The 17,046-nt window shown below is 67.9% G+C and carries 12 protein-coding genes and 1 tRNA gene; 8 read left to right on the top strand and 5 right to left on the bottom strand.

Annotation, left to right across the window (positions count from 1 at the left end):
• Window positions 1–63: 63 nt before the first annotated feature.
• The 3 genes from KK131_RS10820 to KK131_RS10810 all read left to right on the top strand — a co-directional run bounded on the left by KK131_RS10820 (window position 64) and on the right by KK131_RS10810 (window position 5,658).
• Window positions 64–1,593, top strand: coding sequence for a tryptophan halogenase family protein (locus KK131_RS10820; RefSeq protein ID WP_214556749.1), 1,530 nt, complete (start codon window positions 64–66; stop codon window positions 1,591–1,593).
• A 91-nt stretch (window positions 1,594–1,684) separates the two neighbouring features.
• Window positions 1,685–4,372, top strand: a complete 2,688-nt coding sequence (locus KK131_RS10815) for a glycoside hydrolase family 2 protein (RefSeq protein WP_250887219.1) — start codon at window positions 1,685–1,687, stop codon at window positions 4,370–4,372.
• A 5-nt stretch (window positions 4,373–4,377) separates the two neighbouring features.
• Window positions 4,378–5,658, top strand: coding sequence for an AGE family epimerase/isomerase (locus KK131_RS10810; protein ID WP_214556748.1), 1,281 nt, complete (start codon window positions 4,378–4,380; stop codon window positions 5,656–5,658).
• 217 nt (window positions 5,659–5,875) lie between these two features.
• Here KK131_RS10810 and KK131_RS10805 read toward each other — a convergent pair whose 3' ends face one another.
• The 4 genes from KK131_RS10805 to uvrB all read right to left on the bottom strand — a co-directional run bounded on the left by KK131_RS10805 (window position 5,876) and on the right by uvrB (window position 10,386).
• Window positions 5,876–7,153 carry a HipA domain-containing protein gene (locus tag KK131_RS10805; protein WP_214556747.1) on the bottom strand — a complete coding sequence of 426 codons (1,278 nt, stop codon included), beginning with the start codon at window positions 7,151–7,153 and terminating at the stop codon, window positions 5,876–5,878.
• A gap of 3 nt (window positions 7,154–7,156) precedes the next feature.
• A complete protein-coding gene (locus tag KK131_RS10800) occupies window positions 7,157–7,483 on the bottom strand; it encodes a helix-turn-helix transcriptional regulator (protein ID WP_214556746.1) in 327 nt (108 codons plus the stop codon).
• A gap of 716 nt (window positions 7,484–8,199) precedes the next feature.
• Window positions 8,200–8,274 (bottom strand) — tRNA-Val (locus tag KK131_RS10795).
• An 87-nt stretch (window positions 8,275–8,361) separates the two neighbouring features.
• Window positions 8,362–10,386: an excinuclease ABC subunit UvrB gene (gene uvrB, locus KK131_RS10790; RefSeq protein WP_214556745.1), complete on the bottom strand. Its 2,025-nt coding sequence runs from the start codon at window positions 10,384–10,386 to the stop codon at window positions 8,362–8,364.
• A 198-nt stretch (window positions 10,387–10,584) separates the two neighbouring features.
• Between uvrB and KK131_RS10785 the strand changes: the two genes are divergently transcribed.
• The 5 genes from KK131_RS10785 to KK131_RS10765 all read left to right on the top strand — a co-directional run bounded on the left by KK131_RS10785 (window position 10,585) and on the right by KK131_RS10765 (window position 16,407).
• Window positions 10,585–11,100, top strand: coding sequence for a GspH/FimT family pseudopilin (locus KK131_RS10785; protein WP_345777241.1), 516 nt, complete (start codon window positions 10,585–10,587; stop codon window positions 11,098–11,100).
• Between the two features lie 111 nt (window positions 11,101–11,211).
• Window positions 11,212–11,973, top strand: a complete 762-nt coding sequence (locus tag KK131_RS10780; RefSeq protein WP_214556744.1) for a glucose 1-dehydrogenase — start codon at window positions 11,212–11,214, stop codon at window positions 11,971–11,973.
• A gap of 27 nt (window positions 11,974–12,000) precedes the next feature.
• The gene (locus tag KK131_RS10775; RefSeq protein ID WP_214556743.1) at window positions 12,001–12,438 is read left to right on the top strand and encodes a universal stress protein; all 438 of its coding nucleotides are present in this window, start codon (window positions 12,001–12,003) and stop codon (window positions 12,436–12,438) included.
• Window positions 12,439–12,475: 37 nt separating this feature from the next.
• Window positions 12,476–15,022, top strand: a complete 2,547-nt coding sequence (locus tag KK131_RS10770) for a cation-translocating P-type ATPase (RefSeq protein WP_214556742.1) — start codon at window positions 12,476–12,478, stop codon at window positions 15,020–15,022.
• Entirely contained in the window at window positions 15,019–16,407 is a 1,389-nt protein-coding gene (locus KK131_RS10765) for an MBL fold metallo-hydrolase (protein ID WP_214556741.1), read from the top strand. Before KK131_RS10770 ends, KK131_RS10765 begins: the two co-directional genes overlap by 4 nt.
• Here KK131_RS10765 and KK131_RS10760 read toward each other — a convergent pair.
• Complete coding sequence (locus KK131_RS10760) at window positions 16,394–16,954, bottom strand: cytochrome b (RefSeq protein WP_214556740.1); 561 nt, start codon at window positions 16,952–16,954, stop codon at window positions 16,394–16,396. The two genes, KK131_RS10765 and KK131_RS10760, sit on opposite strands and share 14 nt — an antisense overlap.
• Window positions 16,955–17,046 lie beyond the last annotated feature (92 nt).

Genomic DNA, 17,046 nt, shown 5'->3' with positions numbered 1-17,046 from the left:
TGCCTGTATTTTCCCGGGCACTGCCGTTTTCATGCGTGGACCCTCACCCCGGGCGCAGCAGCAATGAACGACAACCGGATCAGGAACATCGTCGTCGTGGGCGGCGGCAGCGCCGGCTGGATGGCGGCGGCGGCACTGGCCACCTACGTGGGCAAGGGCGCCAGCATCCGCCTGGTCGAGTCCGAGGAGATCGGCATCGTCGGCGTGGGCGAGTCCACCGTTCCGTACATGAAGACCTTCAATGCCCAGGTGCTGGGCATCCAGGAAGCCGACTTCGTCGCGCAGACGCAAGGCACCTTCAAGCTCGGCATCCAGTTCAACGACTGGGGCCGTATCGGCGACAGCTACGTCCACGGTTTCGGCACGATCGGCCGTTCGCTGGGGCCGCTGCCGTTCCACCAGTACTGGCTGAAGCTGTTCCTCGCCGGACGGGCGCCGGAGATCGGCGCCTTTTCGCTGCCGACTGCCGCCGCACCGCTGAACCGGTTCATGGCCGGCGCCGCCGATGCGCCGCCGGGTTCGCCGCTGGCGGACATCGCCTACGGCTACCAGTTCGATGCGGGGCTGTACGCGCGCTACCTGCGCGACCTGGCCGAGCGCAGGGGCGCGCAACGCATCGAAGGCCGGATCGTCGATGTCGCCCAGCGCGGGGAAGACGGCTTCATCGAAGCGGTGGTGCTGGAAAGCGGCGAGCGCATCGAGGGCGAGCTGTTCATCGACTGCTCGGGCTTCCGCGGCCTGCTGATCGAAAAGACCCTGAAGGCCGGTTATGAAGACTGGAGCCGATGGCTGCCCTGCGACCGCGCGATGGTCGTGGCCTGCGAGAGCGCCGGACCGCTGACGCCGTACACGCGCGTGAGCGCGCGCGCGGCGGGCTGGCAATGGCGCATCCCGCTGCAGCACCGCACCGGCAACGGCTACGTGTATTCCAGCCGCCACCTCGGCGACGACGAAGCCGCCGCGAGCTTGCTCGAGACCCTGGACGGCAAGGCACTGGCCGAACCGCGTCCGCTGCGTTTCACCCCCGGCAGGCGCAGGAAGTTCTGGGACAAGAATGTCGTGGCGGTCGGCCTGGCCGGCGGCTTCATGGAGCCGCTCGAATCGACCGCCATCTACCTGGCCCAGTCGGGCATCCAGCGCCTGCTTGGCCTGTTCCCGACGCGCGATTTCGACCCGATGCTGGCCGATCGCTTCAACCGGGAGTCGGCCTTCGAACACGAACGGGTGCGCGATTTCCTGGTCCTGCACTACCACGCGACCGAGCGCGACGACACGCCGTTCTGGGACCATTGCCGGACGATGGCCATCCCGGACTCCTTGCGCGAGGCGATCGAGCTGTTCCGCATGGACGGCCGCTATTTCCGCAACGGCGAGGATTTCTTCGCATTGCCGAGCTGGATCCAGGTGATGCTCGGCCAGCGCATCGTGCCGCGCGGCTACCATCCCATCGTCGACGAAGTGCCCGAGGCGGACCTGGTCGCCTTCGTCGACCGCGTGCGCCGGACGCTCGCCTCATGCGTCGAGGCCATGCCGCCGCACCAGGCCTTCATCGACAACTACTGCAAAGCGCCGACATGCGACCCAAGGCCATGAACCCCGAAAGCGGGCTGTTCCGGACGGCGCCCATGCGCAGCGCGCGGATCGGCCTTCCCGTTGGAACGGCGCGAGGACTCGACACTCCACCATGACCGGCACGCTCCCTTCTTCCCGCCGCCTGCAGCCGCTGCACCGGCTGCTCGCCGGCCTGCTCCTTGCCCTGGTCGCCGCGACTGCGGTTGCCGGCCCGTCCAGCGGACTCACCCTGGACAGCGGTTGGCAATTCCGGCTCGCGCCCGGCAACGCCGCGGCCCAGGCGCACCCCGAAGCGGCCGACTGGCGCCCGGCGAAAGTACCGGGAACGGTCCACACCGACCTGCTGGCCAACAAGCTGATCCCCGATCCCTACGTCGGCGCGGTCGAGGCCCGGCTGCAGTGGATCGGCCTGGCCGACTGGGAATACCGCACCACCTTCGACGTGCCGGACGGCACGCTGGACCATGCGCGCAGCGACCTGGTCTTCGAGGGGCTCGATACCTTCGCCGAGGTCTGGCTCAACGGCGAGAAACTGCTCGACGCCGACAACTTCTTCCGCACATGGCGCGTGCCGGTGCAGGGCAAGCTGCGCGCGACCGGCAACGAACTGCGCATCGTGTTCCACTCGCCGATCACGAAGTTGCTGCCGCAGGTGCGGGCGATGCCGCACAAACTCGCCGGCAACTACCCTTCGCCCTACGGCGACGAGCCGAAAGACGCGATGACCGCCAACTTCGCGCGCAAGCCGGGCTACCACTACGGCTGGGACTGGGGCCCGCGCTACGTCACCGCCGGCGTGTGGAAGCCGGTGCGGCTGGAAAGCTGGGACAAGCTGCGCATCGACGACCTGCAACTGCGCCAGGACCGCGTGGACGAAGCGCGCGCCGAGCTGACCGTGATCGCGACGATGGATGCCGTGCGCGACGGCGCCTTCGACCTGCGCCTGTGGCAGACCGCGCCCGACGGCAAGCGCACGCTGGCGGCGCAGCGGCACGCCGCGCTGAAGGCCGGCACGGCCACCGTCTCCCTGCGGCTGCGGATCGACCGGCCGCAGCGCTGGTACCCGAACGGATACGGCGCCCAGCCGTTGTACCGCTACGACCTCGAGGTCGACGACGGCAAGCAGGTCGTCGCCCACGCCAGCCAACGCACCGGCCTGCGCCGCATCGAATTGCGCCGCGAACCGGACGCCAGAGGCAAGAGCTTCTACTTCGCCGTCAACGGCATCCCGGTGTTCGCCAAGGGCGCCAACGCGATTCCGTTCGACATGTTCCAGCCGCGGGTGACGAAGGCACAGCTGCGCCGCGTCCTGCAGTCGGCGCACGACGCGCACATGAACATGATCCGCAGCTGGGGCGGCGGTTATTACGAAAGCGACGATTTCTTCGACCTGGCCGACGAGCTAGGCCTGCTGGTCTGGCAGGACTTCATGTTCGGCGGCGGGATGCAGCCCGCCTACGACGACGCCTTCCGTGCCAATGTGGTGGCCGAGGCGCGCGAACAGGTGCGCCGCCTGCGCAATCACCCCAGCCTGGCCCTGTGGTGCGGCAACAACGAGGAAGAGGTTGCATGGAAGTACTGGGGTCAAGGCCGCGACCTGAAGGCCGCCGATCCCGCGTTCGCGGAAAAGGTGTGGAACGGCTACGTGCAACTGTTCGGCCACGACCTGCGCAAGGTGGTCGAAGAGGACGGCAACGGCATCGCCTACTGGGCCAGTTCGCCCAGCGACGACCTGGCCGAAGTCGCCAACACGCCCGCCAGCGGCGACATGCACTACTGGGAAGTCTGGGGCAACCCGGCACGGCCGCCGGTCGCCTACCTCGACGTGACCCCGCGCTTCATGTCCGAGTACGGGCTGCAGGCATGGCCGTCGCCGCGCACCATCGACGCATTCGCGAAGCGCGATGAGCAGGGCATCGCCAGCCCGGTCATCGAGGCGCACCAGAAGTTCCTCGCCGGCAAGGGCAACGAGCGCCTGCTGCACTACGTGCGCATGGAATTCGGCGAACCGAGAAACTTCGACGACTTCGTCTACCTGAGCCAGGCGATGCAGGCCGAAGGCATCGAACTGGCCGCGCTCCACCACCGCGCCAGCCGCCCGTACACGATGGGTTCGCTGTACTGGCAGCTCAACGACGTGTGGCCAGGCGCGTCGTGGTCGGGCATCGACTGGTTCGGGCGCTGGAAGGCGCTGCAGTTCCATGCGCGCCGTTTCTACGCCCCGGTTGCGGTCGCCGCGCTGCGCAAGGATGGCGAAACCACCACGAGCCTGATCTCGGATCGCACGAAGCCGCGGCGAGGCGAACTGCGCTTGCGGGTGCTGACACTGGATGGCAAGGTGCTGCGTGACGAGCGCAAGCCGGTCGACATCGCGCCGCTGGCGGCCGCGAAGTTCGCGACCTACAGCGACACCGACCTGCTCGGCAACGCCGATCCGGCATCGACCGTCGCGGTGTTCGACCTGCAGGCCGAAGGCGAGCCGCCATCGCGCAGCGTGGTCTGGTTCAAGCCGGCGAAAGACATCGCGTGGCCCGATCCGGGCGTACGGGCCGAACTGCGCCGCGACGGCGATGGATACGCGCTCGACCTGCACGCGCGGAAGCTGGCGCGTGCGTTGTGGATCGACTTCGGCAATCTCGACGCCGAGCCGTCCGACAACGCGCTAACCCTGCTGCCGGGCGAAAGCATCTCCCTGCGCGTGACGTCCGGCGCCGGCCTCGACGCTTTGCGCAAGTCGCTGCGCCTGCACACGCTGGCCGATGCCGTGCAGCCATCCCCTACCCATACCCGGACCAGGTGAACGCGATGAGCCAGACCATCCCCGCCCACGACGACTTCCGCAGCGAGGCTTTCCTGCGCGACCACATCCGCCGCACCATGGCCTTCTACCATCCGCATTGCATCGACCCGACCGGCGGCTTCTTCCACTACTTCAAGGACGACGGCCGCGTCTACGATGCCACGCACCGGCACCTGGTCAGCAGCACGCGCTTCGTCTTCAACTACGCGACCGCGGCGAACGAGTTCGGCGGCGAGGATCCCGCCTTGCGCGACGAATACCTGCGGGCCGCGCGCCATGGCCTGGCCTTCCTGCGCGAGAAGCACCGCGACCCGCAGAGCGGCGGCTATTTCTGGACCCTGCGCGACGGCAAGCCGGAAGACACCACCCAGCACTGCTACGGCGCGGCCTTCGTGCTGCTGGCCTATGCGACCGCGGTCAGGGCCGGCATCGACGAAGCGAAACCGTGGATGGACGAAACCTGGGAACTGCTGCAACAGCGCTACTGGGAAGCATCCGCTGGCCTGTACCGTGACGAAGCCGACCGCGAATGGAACTTCAGCGGCTACCGCGGCCAGAACGCCAACATGCACATGTGCGAGGCGATGCTGGCCGCGTATGGCGCCAGCGGCGAACGCCGCTACCTCGACCGCGCATTGCTGCTGGCCGACCACATGACCCGTCGCCAGGCCGCGCAGGCCGGCGGACTGGTATGGGAGCACTACGATCGCGACTGGAACATCGACACCGATTACCACCGCGACGATCCGCGCCACCTGTTCCGGCCGTGGGGTTTCCAGCCCGGCCACCAGACCGAATGGGCCAAGCTGCTGCTGACCCTCGATGGCCACCTGCGCGCATCGGGCGAAGCGGTCGGATGGCTGCTGCCGAAGGCGCGCGAACTGTTCGACCGCGCGGTCGCCGCGGCATGGGATGCCGACTTCGGCGGCCTCGTCTACGGCTTCGCCCCGGAGGCGTTGCGCAAGGGCATCCCCGGCCGCGCGCTGCCCGACGGCGGGAACTTCGTTTGCGACGAGGACAAGTATTTCTGGGTGCAGGCCGAATCGATCGCCACTGCCGCGCGCCTCGCCGTCGCCGACGACAGCGAGGCCTATTGGCGCTGGTACGACAGACTGTGGGATTACGCCTGGCAGCACATGATCGACCACGAGCATGGCGCCTGGTACCGCATCCTCGATCGGGAGAACCGCAAGTACGACGACGAGAAGAGTCCCGCCGGCAAGACCGACTACCACACCATGGGCGCCTGCCACGACGTGCTGGCCGTGCTGCGCGCCAGGGCCTGACCCGCACGCATCGCCCCAATCGAGTCGAAACGAATCCGATGAAGAAAATCGCTCCCCTGCTGCTCGCCGCACTCTGCGCCGCCTGCGCTGCGAAGGCGCCGCCCCTCCCCCGAACCCAAGGCCATCGCGACAGACGCGGCGATGACCGACGCGCAGGCCGCACTGGACCTCGACCAGGTGGTGCTGACCGCCGAAACGCATCCCTTGCGGCGAGCTCCTAGAGATATCGTTCCACCTCCCGCATGCCGATGTCGCCGGCGCGCCGGAAGGCGCTGCTCACCCGGTCACAATCGCGTGTCGATACGCCCAACCGTTCGAATGTGTCCCGCCAGCTTCGCACCGCTCTCACGACGCGATCCACAATCGCGGCCGCATCCGGTGGCAGCAGGCCAAAGCGCCCCGCGCCCGCCAGCGCGTTGTCCAGCCGTGCGACCCGGCCCTGCGGCCCGACGGAAAGATGCAGCATGCGTTCCTGTGCCGCCTGTGGCTTGGGCACCACATCGTACAGTGGACTGAGGCGCCAGCCTTCGGCCTTTTCATCGTAGAGAAAGGCATGGTTGCGCAGGTGGTCATCGTCATTGGTCACCAGGATATTGAAGACCATGCGGGCATAAAGCTCGCGGCGATCGCGCGCGATGTTCCCGGCTACGCCATGCTGACCCAGCGCATCGGCAATCGCGGCGTAGCTGGAATCGGGCGAGTCCTGCTCGTGCAGCGCCAGCAGGGTCAGCGCACTGACCATGTGTCGGCGACCGATACCCGTCGGCAGCGGCACGCGATCGAAGCGCTCTATCAGCATGACCTGTCGGTCATCGGCCAATGACTCGATACTAGTGCGGGGTACGTCGAGTCCCGCTTCGCGAGCCAGCTCCAGGGTGGCGCATTCGATCAGCGGCACATTGAAGCGGTCATTCACGGAAGGGAACTTGGCAATCCATTCGCCATCGCCCACGCGAACCACGGCCTTGGGCCGTGCGCCACCGACCGACGGACCACCCGCAAAGAACACCTCCAGATGCGCAGGCACCGGCTCGCCCTCCTCGATACGAGCTGCGGCATCGAGCAGGTGACCCAGGTCCATCACGGATGGCAGCGCACCGTCAGCCGGCCGGCTGGTCGGTGTCGGCCGTACGTCCAGCGCACCTGCGCGGTGCGGGCCGGCATGATCCAGATAGGTCGATTCCGGCAAGCCATTGGGAGGTGCCTTGAGCCGGTTCTCGATGACCCGACGCCCCCAGGCGTCGGGGGTGGCATCGCGAAGCGCTCCAAACAGGGCCAGGCCATCGGGTGGCACCAGATCCGCATCATCGCCGCCGTCGGCAAGAGCCAGGGCAACGGGATCTACCGGCACGGCATTGGCGCGTTGCAGGTAGCGGCGGCCATAGGCAAAGCGTGAGGCCTGCACCTGCAGGCCCTGCTCGATCATGGTCAGCCGACCCGCAGGCACTGCCTCGGTTTCACCCGGCAGATGCATGAATACGATGCGCTCAGACATGTCTCAAAAGTCCAGATCGGACTTTGCCGACCGGCCGCGCGGACGCTTGGCCCGGGTCGCGTTGAGCAAAACCTCGGAAACCGGGTCGCGAAGCTCCGCCAGACGTGACATGAGCCCGACGCGCTCGAACACCGCCAGCCAGGCGCCAAGCGACGTCGACAACGAACCGCCCTCGATGCGCTTGAGCGTGGCCAGGCTGACCCGGGCGCGTTCTGCCAGCTCGGCCATGGTCCAGTTGCGCGCGACGCGTGCCTGTCGCACCAAAGCACCCAAGTGGTGTCCGGCGGCTTCGACGGGAGGGCTGGCAAAATCGGATTCCCGACGTTTCATGGCTCTTATATGACCTATATGGCCAATAACGGATCATTTATGACCCTTTTACGGGTAGTACCCATGCATGTCAACCCCCGTCTGATACGCATGGCCCTGGGATGCAACAAGGCAGCCACCTCGGCCGGACGCCTGCTGCGCGCCGCAGTGTCGTCAACTGTACGTTGAGGCTTAGGCTGGTGCTGCGGATCGGCAGATCCCATTTGACCCTGAACTCGCGATGCATGGCTTTGGCTCAATGCACGCATGCGTGAATCGACCACCCGCCGCGTACTCGGTGCAGGCAAGGCGCGCTAAATCGTGCCCGGCGGCGACAGGAAATTGAGAGCGTGCCTTTTATCCAGCGTCCGCAGGAGGGCGAGGCCTTCGAACACGCATCGCCCCTGGATCAGTCCGCCGCTTTTCTCAACGTGATCCCCGAGGACTCACACGTTCTGACTTAGTGCGCGATTCGCCTGGCCACCACATGCCGGGATGGGAGGTATCGGAGCAGTTGGGCCATCGTGGCGGCGAAAGCCATCGGACCACGGAACGGTATGCAAAGTACAACCCGGACCACTTGAGCCAGATTCGGTTGGCACTGGATGCCTGGCTTGCCGAACTGGCGGCCAAGGTACCTCGGCCCCGCAGGGTCAATCCGGGGGCAGTGCCGAATCGGCCGCCCGGAGACGGCAGCGGCGCGACCCTTGGGGGCCGCGCCGCTGCTGGATTTCAATTGGTGGGCGGTACAAGGATCGAACTTGTGACCCCTACCATGTCAAGGTAGTGCTCTACCGCTGAGCTAACCGCCCGTATCGCGCATACCGGCCACGCGAGCCGCGCAGTATACGGGAGCTGCCGGCGCTCGACAATATCCCGCCGGCGACCGGGTTGCCGGCTCAGCGCAGGGCCTGCTCGCGCAATTGGTGGATCTGGTCGCGCAGCCGGGCGGCGTCCTCGAACTCCAGGTTCTGCGCGTGCTTGTACATCTGGGCTTCCAGTTTCTTCAGCATGCCTGCCGCCTGCGGTGCGCTGAGCCCGGCATAGTCGGCGGCCTGCTCGGCCACGGCGACGCGGCCGCGCGAGGACGACTTGCTGCCGCGGCGATTGCCCGCCTCGCTGCGCGCGCCCTCCATGATGTCGGCGATGCGCCGCACGATGGTGGTCGGGGTGATGCCCTGCTGCAGGTTCCACGCCATCTGCTTCTCGCGGCGGCGGGCGGTCTCGTCCATCGCCGCCTGCATCGAGCGGGTGACGTTGTCGGCGTAGAGAATGGCCTTGCCGCGCACGTTGCGGGCGGCGCGGCCGATGGTCTGGATCAGCGAGCCGGTGGAACGCAGGAAGCCTTCCTTGTCGGCGTCGAGGATCGCCACCAGCGACACCTCGGGCATGTCCAGGCCCTCGCGCAGCAGGTTGATGCCGACCAGCACGTCGAACTCGCCCAGGCGCAGGTCGCGGATGATCTCGCTGCGTTCGACCGTCTCGATGTCCGAATGCAGGTAGCGCACCTTCACGTCGTGCTCGGACAGGTATTCGGTGAGATTCTCGGCCATGCGCTTGGTCAGCGTGGTGACCAGCACGCGGTCGCCGATCGCCACGCGCTTGTGCACCTCGCTGAGCAGGTCGTCGACCTGGGTGCGGACCGGGCGCACCTCGACTTCCGGGTCGACCAGGCCGGTCGGGCGCACCACCAGTTCGGTCACCGCGTCGCCGGATTTGTGCAGTTCGTAGTCGCGCGGCGTGGCGGAGACGTAGATCGCGCGCGGCACGCGTTCCTCCCACTCCTCGAAACGCAGCGGGCGGTTGTCCATCGCCGAGGGCAGGCGGAAGCCGAACTCCACCAGCGTCTCCTTGCGCGAGCGGTCGCCCTTGTACATCGCACCGAGCTGCGGCACGGTGACGTGCGACTCGTCCACCACCAGCAGGCCGTCGGCCGGCAGGTAGTCGAACAGCGTCGGCGGCGGCTCGCCCGGCGCGCGCCGGGTCAGGTGGCGCGAGTAGTTCTCGATGCCCTGGCAGTAGCCCACCTCGGCCATCATCTCCAGGTCGAAGCGGGTGCGCTGGTCCAGCCGCTGCGCCTCGACCAGCTTGTTCTCGCGGTACAGCAGCTCCAGCCGCTCCTTCAGCTCGACCTTGATCGTCTCGATCGCGTTCAGCACGCTCTCGCGCGTGCTGGCGTAGTGCGTGCGCGGGTAGACCGTATAGCGCTGCACCTTGCGGATCGTCTCGCCGGTGAGCGGGTCGAACAGCGCCATGTTCTCCACCTCGCCGTCGAACAGCTCGATGCGCAGCGCCTCGGTCTCCGACTCGGCCGGGAACACGTCGACGATCTCGCCGCGCACGCGGTAGGTGCCGCGGCGCAGTTCCATCTCGTTGCGGGTGTACTGCAGCTCGGTCAGCTGGTGGATCAGCTTGCGCTGGTCGATCCGCTCGCCCTTGGCCAGGATCAGCCGCAGGCTCAGGTAGTCCTCCGGATTGCCCAGGCCGTAGATCGCCGACACCGTGGCCACGATGATCGAGTCCCGCCGCGACAGCAGCGCCTTGGTCGCCGACAGCCGCATCTGCTCGATGTGCTCGTTGATCGAGGCGTCCTTCTCGATGAAGGTGTCCGACGCCACCACGTAGGCTTCCGGCTGGTAGTAGTCGTAGTAGCTGACGAAGTACTCCACCGCGTTGTGCGGGAAGAACTCCTTGAACTCGCCATACAGCTGCGCGGCCAGCGTCTTGTTCGGCGCCATCACGATGGTCGGGCGCTGGATGCGCTCGATCACGTTGGCGATGGTGTAGGTCTTGCCCGAGCCGGTCACGCCGAGCAGGGTCTGCGCGGCCAGGCCGGCCTCGAAACCCTCGGACAGGCGCTGGATCGCCTGCGGCTGGTCGCCGGCGGGCTGATAGGGGGCGGCGAGTTGGAAGCGGTCAGTCATCGGCTACAGATGTGGGGGCGACAGGTCATTTTAAATCGCCCCTGCTGACAGGACGCGTCAGCAGGAACCGACATGCGGGTGGCGGCCGGACTGCTGGCCGGGCGACGGCAACGCCCTAGCATGAACCTCCCGGACCACGCAGGAAGCGATGCCGTGTCGGTTTCAAGGAATTCCAGGCCACTGCGCCGGCAGTGCGGCGTGACCCTGATCGAGCAGGTCATGGTGCTCGCCATCATCGCGGTACTCATGGGCATCGCCGCCCCGCCACTGCGGCAATTGTTGAGCCGCAACGAGCTGCGGGTGGCCCAGACCGATTTCATCGCCGCCCTGCAACATGCCCGCGAGGCTGCCGTCATGAGCGGCAGGCGCACGCTGTTCTGCCCTACCCGGGACGGCAGCAGCTGCAGCGGCGCCACGCGATGGGAGAGCGGCTGGCTGCTCGGCCGCGACGGCAATCGCGATGACCAGCCCGACGGCAGCCCGCTGCACGTCGGCCAGGGATACGCGGGAAAAGTGGCCATCTACAGCAGCGGCGGCCGGCACGTCGTGCGTTTCCATCCCGACGGCAGCGCCAGTGGCAGCAACATCACCCTGCTGTTCTGCCAGCCATCCAAGGCGAGCGATGCGCTCGTCGTCGTGGTCTCCAACGCCGGCCGTATCCGCGGCGCCCCAGCCAGCCCCACCCAGGCCGCCGCCTGCACCCGGCTGAAATGATTCGTTCCGGCGACATCGACGCGCCGGCATGACCTCCACTTGACACCGATCAATACCGGCGCATGCCGGCGCGCACATGCTATGCATCAATCCCCCGAGGAGGTCATGGCCATGGGCAGATTGAGCGGCAAAGTGGCATTGGTGACAGGCGGCGCCGTGGGCATCGGCGCCGCCTGCGTGCGCCGCATGCTGGAAGCCGGCGCGCAGGTGGCCATCGTCGACCTGCACGATGGGCCGGGACAGCAGCTGGCCGCCGAGTTCGGCGACGACGCGCGTTACTTCCACGCCGACGTCGCGGTGGAAGCCGACGTGGTCGCGGCGATCACTGCCGCCGTGGCCGCGTTCGGACGGCTGGACGTCCTCGTCAACAATGCCGGCATCGCCGGGCCGAACAAGCCGACCCACGAACTCACCGAGGCCGAATGGGACCGCGTGCAGGCCGTCAACGTGAAGGGCGTGTTCTTCTGCACCAAGCACGCGATCGCGCCGCTGCGCGCGGCCGGCGGCGGCAGCGTCATCAACCTGTCGTCGATCTACGGCCTGGTCGGCGCGCCCGACCTGCCGCCGTATCACGCATCCAAGGGCGCGGTTCGCCTGATGAGCAAGACCGACGCACTGCTGTACGCCGCCGACCATATCCGGGTGAATTCGATCCATCCCGGCTTCATCTGGACGCCGATGGTGGAACAGCACATCGCGTCCATGGGCGGCGACCCCGAACAGCACCGGCGCGAGGTCGGGGCGCTGCATCCGCTGGGTCACATGGGCGACCCGGACGACATCGCCTGGGGCGCGGTCTACCTCGCCTCCGACGAGTCGAAGTTCGTGACCGGCAGCGAGTTGGTCATCGATGGCGGCTATACCTGCCGCTGACTATCGAGCAAGTATGAGGAGTTCGCCATGTTCAAGCACATCCTGCTGCCCACCGACGGTTCCGAACTGTCCCTGCGCGCCGTCGACACCGGTATCGAGTTGGCCGCCAGGCTGGGAGCCCGCGTGTACGCATTCCATGTGATCGCGCCGTTCCCCGCTTCCACCTATTTCGCCGAGTTCGTCCAGGCCAACGAGCCCGCATACACCCAGGAAGCCAACGCCAATGCCGAACGCTACCTAGCCGATGTGCGTCGGCGCGCGGAGGCCGCCGGCGTCTCTTGCGAAAGCAGCTCCGAGGTCGATGCGCGACCCTACTCCGCCATCGTCGGCGCTGCCCGCAAGCACCAGTGCGACCTGATCGTGATGGCCTCGCACGGCTGGCGCGGCTTCGACCGGCTGCTGCTGGGCAGCGAGACGCACAAGGTGATCCTCAACGGCGACGTGCCGGTGCTGGTTTGCCGTTGAGCGACATTCTCGGCGCGAGTAGCAGCCGGACCGATGCATGAGCGAAACAGGGCCACCGCAACCGGCCACCAGCCGCCCCGGGCTTGATCCGGCCGAAGCCGCGCGGCGACTGGCCGAACACGGCCCGAACCTGCTGCCGGGCAGCACGCCCAAGAGCCTGTTCGCGATCGTCCGCGGCGTGCTGACCGAGCCGATGTTCCTGATGCTGCTGGTCGCCGGCGGCCTGTACCTGGCGCTGGGCGACCGCGCCGAGGCGTCGTTCCTGCTGTCGGCCGTGTTCGTGGTCATCGGCATCACGCTGGCGCAGGAGCGCAAGACCCAGCGCGCGCTGGAGTCGTTGCGCGAATTGTCCGCCCCGCGCGCGCTGGTGATCCGCGGCGGCCAGGAAATGCGCGTGCCCGGGCGCGATGTGGTGGTCGGCGACCTGCTGGTGCTGCATGAGGGTGATCGCATCGCCGCCGATGCCGTGCTGCTGGACGGCCACCTGGATGTCAACGAGTCGCTGCTCACCGGCGAGGCGGTGCCGGTCACCAAGCTGCCGGGCGACGACGCCGGCCAGCTGTTCGCCAGCACGGTGGTGACCAAGGGCGTCGGTGTTGCCGAGACCCACGCGGTCGCCGAATCCACCGCCGTCGGCCGTATCGGCCAGGCGCTCACGTCCACCGTCGAACCGGTATCCGGATTGCAGCAGGCCTCGCGCCGGCTGATCCGCAACCTCGCCATCGGCGGACTGCTGCTGGCCACGGCGTATGCGCTGCTCGGCTGGCTGTGGGACGGGCACGGCCTGCTGGAGAGCGTGCTGGCCGGCATCGCGCTGACCATGGCGATCCTGCCGGAAGAGATCCCGGTGATCCTCACCGTGTTCCTCGCGCTGGGCGCATGGCGGATCTCCAGGCACAAGGTGCTGACCCGGCGCGTGCCCGCGGTGGAGGCGCTCGGCGCGATCTCGGTGCTGGCGGTGGACAAGACCGGCACGCTGACGCAGAACCGCATGCAGGTCGCCGAGCTGCGCCTGGTCGACGACAGCTGCCATGACGAGAACTCGACCGAGCTGCCCGAACCGTTCCACGAGCTGGTCGAGTTCGCCATGCTGGCGACGCCGCTGGATCCGTTCGACCCGATGGAGAAGGCGATCCAGGGCTTCGGGCTGCACTGGCTCACCGACACCGAGCACGTGCACGCCGAATGGTCGCCCGAGTTCGAGTACGGCCTGTCGCCGGACATCCTGGCGATGACCCGCGTGTTCCGCGGCGATGCGCGCACCCGGCACCTGCTGGCGACCAAGGGCGCGCCGGAGGCGGTGATCGACCTGTGCCACCTGTCCGCCGCCGACGCCGCAGCCATCCTGCGCCAGGTCGAAGCCATGGCCGAACGCGGCCTGCGCGTGCTCGGCGTGGCCCGCGGCGAGTGGCATGGCGAAGCGTGGCCGCGCAGCCAGCACGACTTCGACTTCCGCTTTCTCGGCCTGGTCGGCTTCGTCGACCCGCCGCGCCCGGAGGTACCCGCGGCGATCGCCGAATGCCGCACCGCCGGCGTGCGCATCATCATGCTGACCGGCGACCACCCGGCCACCGCGCGCGCGATCGCCCGTCAGGCAGGCCTGAGCGAACGCGCCGAGGTGATCACCGGCGCGGAAATGGCGACCCTGGGCGACGCTGCTTTGCGCGAACGCCTAGGCCACGTCGACCTGTGCGCGCGGCTCAAGCCCGAGCAGAAGCTGCGCCTGGTGCAACTGCTGCGCGAGGACGGCGAGGCGGTGGCGATGACCGGCGACGGCGTGAACGATGCGCCCGCGCTGAAGGCCGCCGACGTCGGCATCGCGATGGGCGAGCGCGGCACCGACGTGGCGCGCGAAGCGGCCGCGCTGGTGCTGCTGGACGACAGCTTCGCCAGCATCGTCAGCGCGATCCGCCAGGGCCGGCGCATCTACGACAACATCACCAAGGCCACCCGCTTCGTGTTCGCCGTGCACATGCCGATCATCGCGCTGGCGCTGGTGCCGACCCTGCTGCACTGGCCGGTACTGCTGATGCCGGTGCACATCGTGCTGCTGGAGCTGCTGATCGACCCGGCCTGCTCGGTGGTGTTCGAGGCGGAGCCCGCTGCCGACGACATCATGCGGCGACCGCCGCGCGCACCGTCGGACTCCCCGTTCGCCGCCGCCAACCTGCGCTACGCGGTGATCCAGGGACTCGGCTTCGCCGGCATCCTGCTGCTCGGCTATGGCCTGCTGCTTGGCCAGGACCTCGACGCTGCACAAAGCCGCAGCGCGGTGTTCATCGCACTGGTGACCGGCCTGTTCCTGCTGACCCTGGCCAACCGCGACCCGTCCCGCCCCGCACTGGCCCGCACCCCGGCGAAAAACCCCTGGCTGTCGCGGATGTTCGGCGGCGTGGCGCTGATGCTGGCGGTCGTGATCGGCGTACCCTTTTTCCGCAGCGTGATGGCACTCGCCCTGCCCGGCGTCATCGCGCTGGCGGCCGTGGCGGCCATGCTGGGTGTTGCCACGGCATGGTTGGAAAGCCTGCGCCGGCTGGGGCGACGCAGGCACCCGCCGTTCGTTTCCGATGCGAGAACGCGATGATCATCTACAGCTGCCATGGCGCCGCCAAGCAGGTCACCGGTTCCTGCCACCTGATCACCTGCAACGACCGCCGCGTACTGATCGACTGCGGCCTGTTCCAGGGCAGCGAGGAGGTCGAGCGGGCCAACGCCGAACCGTTCGGCTTCGATCCGGCCGGCATCGGCGTGCTGCTGCTGACGCATGCCCACCTGGACCATTGCGGGCGGATTCCGCTGCTGGTGCGCCAGGGCTTTCGCGGACGCATCCTCACCACCGCCGCCACCCGCGAGCTGGCCCGGGTGGTGATGCTGGACGCCGCCGGCCTGCAGGAAGAGGAGGCGCGCCGGGCGCAGCGCACCGATCGCCGCGGCGAGGCGCCACCACCACTGTATACGCTCGACGATGCGCTGCACGCGCTGGATTTCTTCGGTCCGGATGTCGGCTACGGCGACACCGTCCAGGTCGTCGACGGCGTCAGCGCGTGCTTCCTCGACGCCGGCCACATCCTCGGCTCGGCCTCGGTGCTGCTCGAACTGGACGACGGCAGGCAACGCCGCCGCATGCTGTTCTCCGGCGACCTCGGCAACCCGGGCCGGCCGCTGCTGCGCGACCCGACGCCCGCACCGCCCGCCGACTATGTGGTGATGGAAAGCACCTACGGCGACCGCCCGCACCGCTCGGTACCGGATTCGGTCGACGAGATGTACCGGGCCATCCGCGAGACCGTGACGCGTCGCGGCAACGTGGTGATTCCCACCTTCGCGCTCGAACGCACCCAGGAAATCCTCTACTACCTGCATCGCGGCATCGCTGGCGGCGCGATCCCGCGGCACGTGCGGGTATTCCTGGATTCGCTGATGGCGATCTCGGCCACCGAGATCTTCCGCCGCCACCCGGAATGCTTCGACGACGGTTTCCTGGACGAACTGCGGCACGGCGATCCGTTCGCCATGCCCGGCCTGCACTTCACCCGCGAGACGGCCGAGTCGATGGCGATCAACAGCGTCGACGGGGGCGCGGTCATCCTGGCCGGCTCCGGCATGTGCAACGGCGGCCGCGTGCGCCACCACCTCAAGCACAACCTGTGGCGCGAACGCAGCAGCGTGGTGTTCGTCGGCTATGCCGCCGAGGGCACGCTGGCGCGGCGGATCATCGACGGCGCGGCCAGCGTGCGCGTGTTCAACGAGGAGATCCCGGTGCGCGCGCAGGTGTGGACGATCAACGGCTTCTCCGCGCACGCCGACCAGCCGTCGCTGCTGGCGTGGCTGGGCGATGCGCCGCGGCGCAAGGTGTTCCTGGTGCACGGCGAATACGACCGCGGCATGCAGGCGATGCAGGAAGTACTGACCGCGCGCGGCGTCGCCTGTCGGCTGCCCGGCCTGCACGAGCCGATCAAGATCGACTGAGCCCACCCGGCAGCATGCGTCGCAAGGTGTTGTCGCGCATGCCGTAGTGGTGGAGAAGCGCGGCCGCCGCATGCAGGCCGACCAGGTAGTAGCCGATCGTGCCGATGGTCTCGTGAATTTCTTTCAGCGAATCGGCGAGTGCCTTGTCCGCCCCCACCAGCGCCGGCAACTGCAGGCCGAAGAACGGAACCGGCTTGCCCGATGCGCTGAGGGTGAGCCAGCCGAGCAGCGGCATCGCGATCAGGAAGGCGTACAGCGCCAGGTGCACCAGCCCGGCCAGGCGCTCCTGCCACGCTGGCGGCGCCGGCCGGATCGGCGGCGTCGCCCCCGCCGCGAAGCGGATCGCCAACCGCACGAAGACCAGCGCGAACACGCCAAGGCCCAGCATGAAATGCCAGGTCTTCAGGCCTTCGCGCAGGTCGCTGCCGCGCGGATAGAAGCCGCGCAATTCGATGCAGGCATACACGGCGACCAGCAACAGCAGCATCAGCCAGTGCATGGCAATCGACAGCGGGCCGTAACGGTCAGCGGTGTTTTTCCAGTTCATGGCAATCTCTGCAGGCAGGATGTCGACAACTGCCGGTCCGACGCGAGCACGCGTTGCTCCGGCCCATGCCGACAGCCTGCGGTGAAAGATCC

The organism is Rhodanobacter sp. LX-99, from assembly GCF_018599185.1.
In the GTDB taxonomy this organism is placed as follows: Bacteria; Pseudomonadota; Gammaproteobacteria; order Xanthomonadales; family Rhodanobacteraceae; genus Rhodanobacter.
Note: the sequence above shows the minus strand (reverse complement) of the source record. Positions and strands in the feature narration are given on the sequence as shown.

Coding starts and splice junctions, on each gene's coding strand:
- KK131_RS10780 (WP_214556744.1), top strand. CDS start 11,212: ATGGGCAGATTGAGCGGCAAAGTGGCATTGGTGACAGGCGGCGCCGTG.
- KK131_RS10765 (WP_214556741.1), top strand. CDS start 15,019: ATGATCATCTACAGCTGCCATGGCGCCGCCAAGCAGGTCACCGGTTCC.
- KK131_RS10775 (WP_214556743.1), top strand. CDS start 12,001: ATGTTCAAGCACATCCTGCTGCCCACCGACGGTTCCGAACTGTCCCTG.
- KK131_RS10770 (WP_214556742.1), top strand. CDS start 12,476: ATGAGCGAAACAGGGCCACCGCAACCGGCCACCAGCCGCCCCGGGCTT.
- KK131_RS10810 (WP_214556748.1), top strand. CDS start 4,378: ATGAGCCAGACCATCCCCGCCCACGACGACTTCCGCAGCGAGGCTTTC.
- KK131_RS10820 (WP_214556749.1), top strand. CDS start 64: ATGAACGACAACCGGATCAGGAACATCGTCGTCGTGGGCGGCGGCAGC.
- KK131_RS10805 (WP_214556747.1), bottom strand. CDS start 7,153: ATGTCTGAGCGCATCGTATTCATGCATCTGCCGGGTGAAACCGAGGCA.
- KK131_RS10760 (WP_214556740.1), bottom strand. CDS start 16,954: ATGAACTGGAAAAACACCGCTGACCGTTACGGCCCGCTGTCGATTGCC.
- uvrB (WP_214556745.1), bottom strand. CDS start 10,386: ATGACTGACCGCTTCCAACTCGCCGCCCCCTATCAGCCCGCCGGCGAC.
- KK131_RS10800 (WP_214556746.1), bottom strand. CDS start 7,483: ATGAAACGTCGGGAATCCGATTTTGCCAGCCCTCCCGTCGAAGCCGCC.
- KK131_RS10815 (WP_250887219.1), top strand. CDS start 1,685: ATGACCGGCACGCTCCCTTCTTCCCGCCGCCTGCAGCCGCTGCACCGG.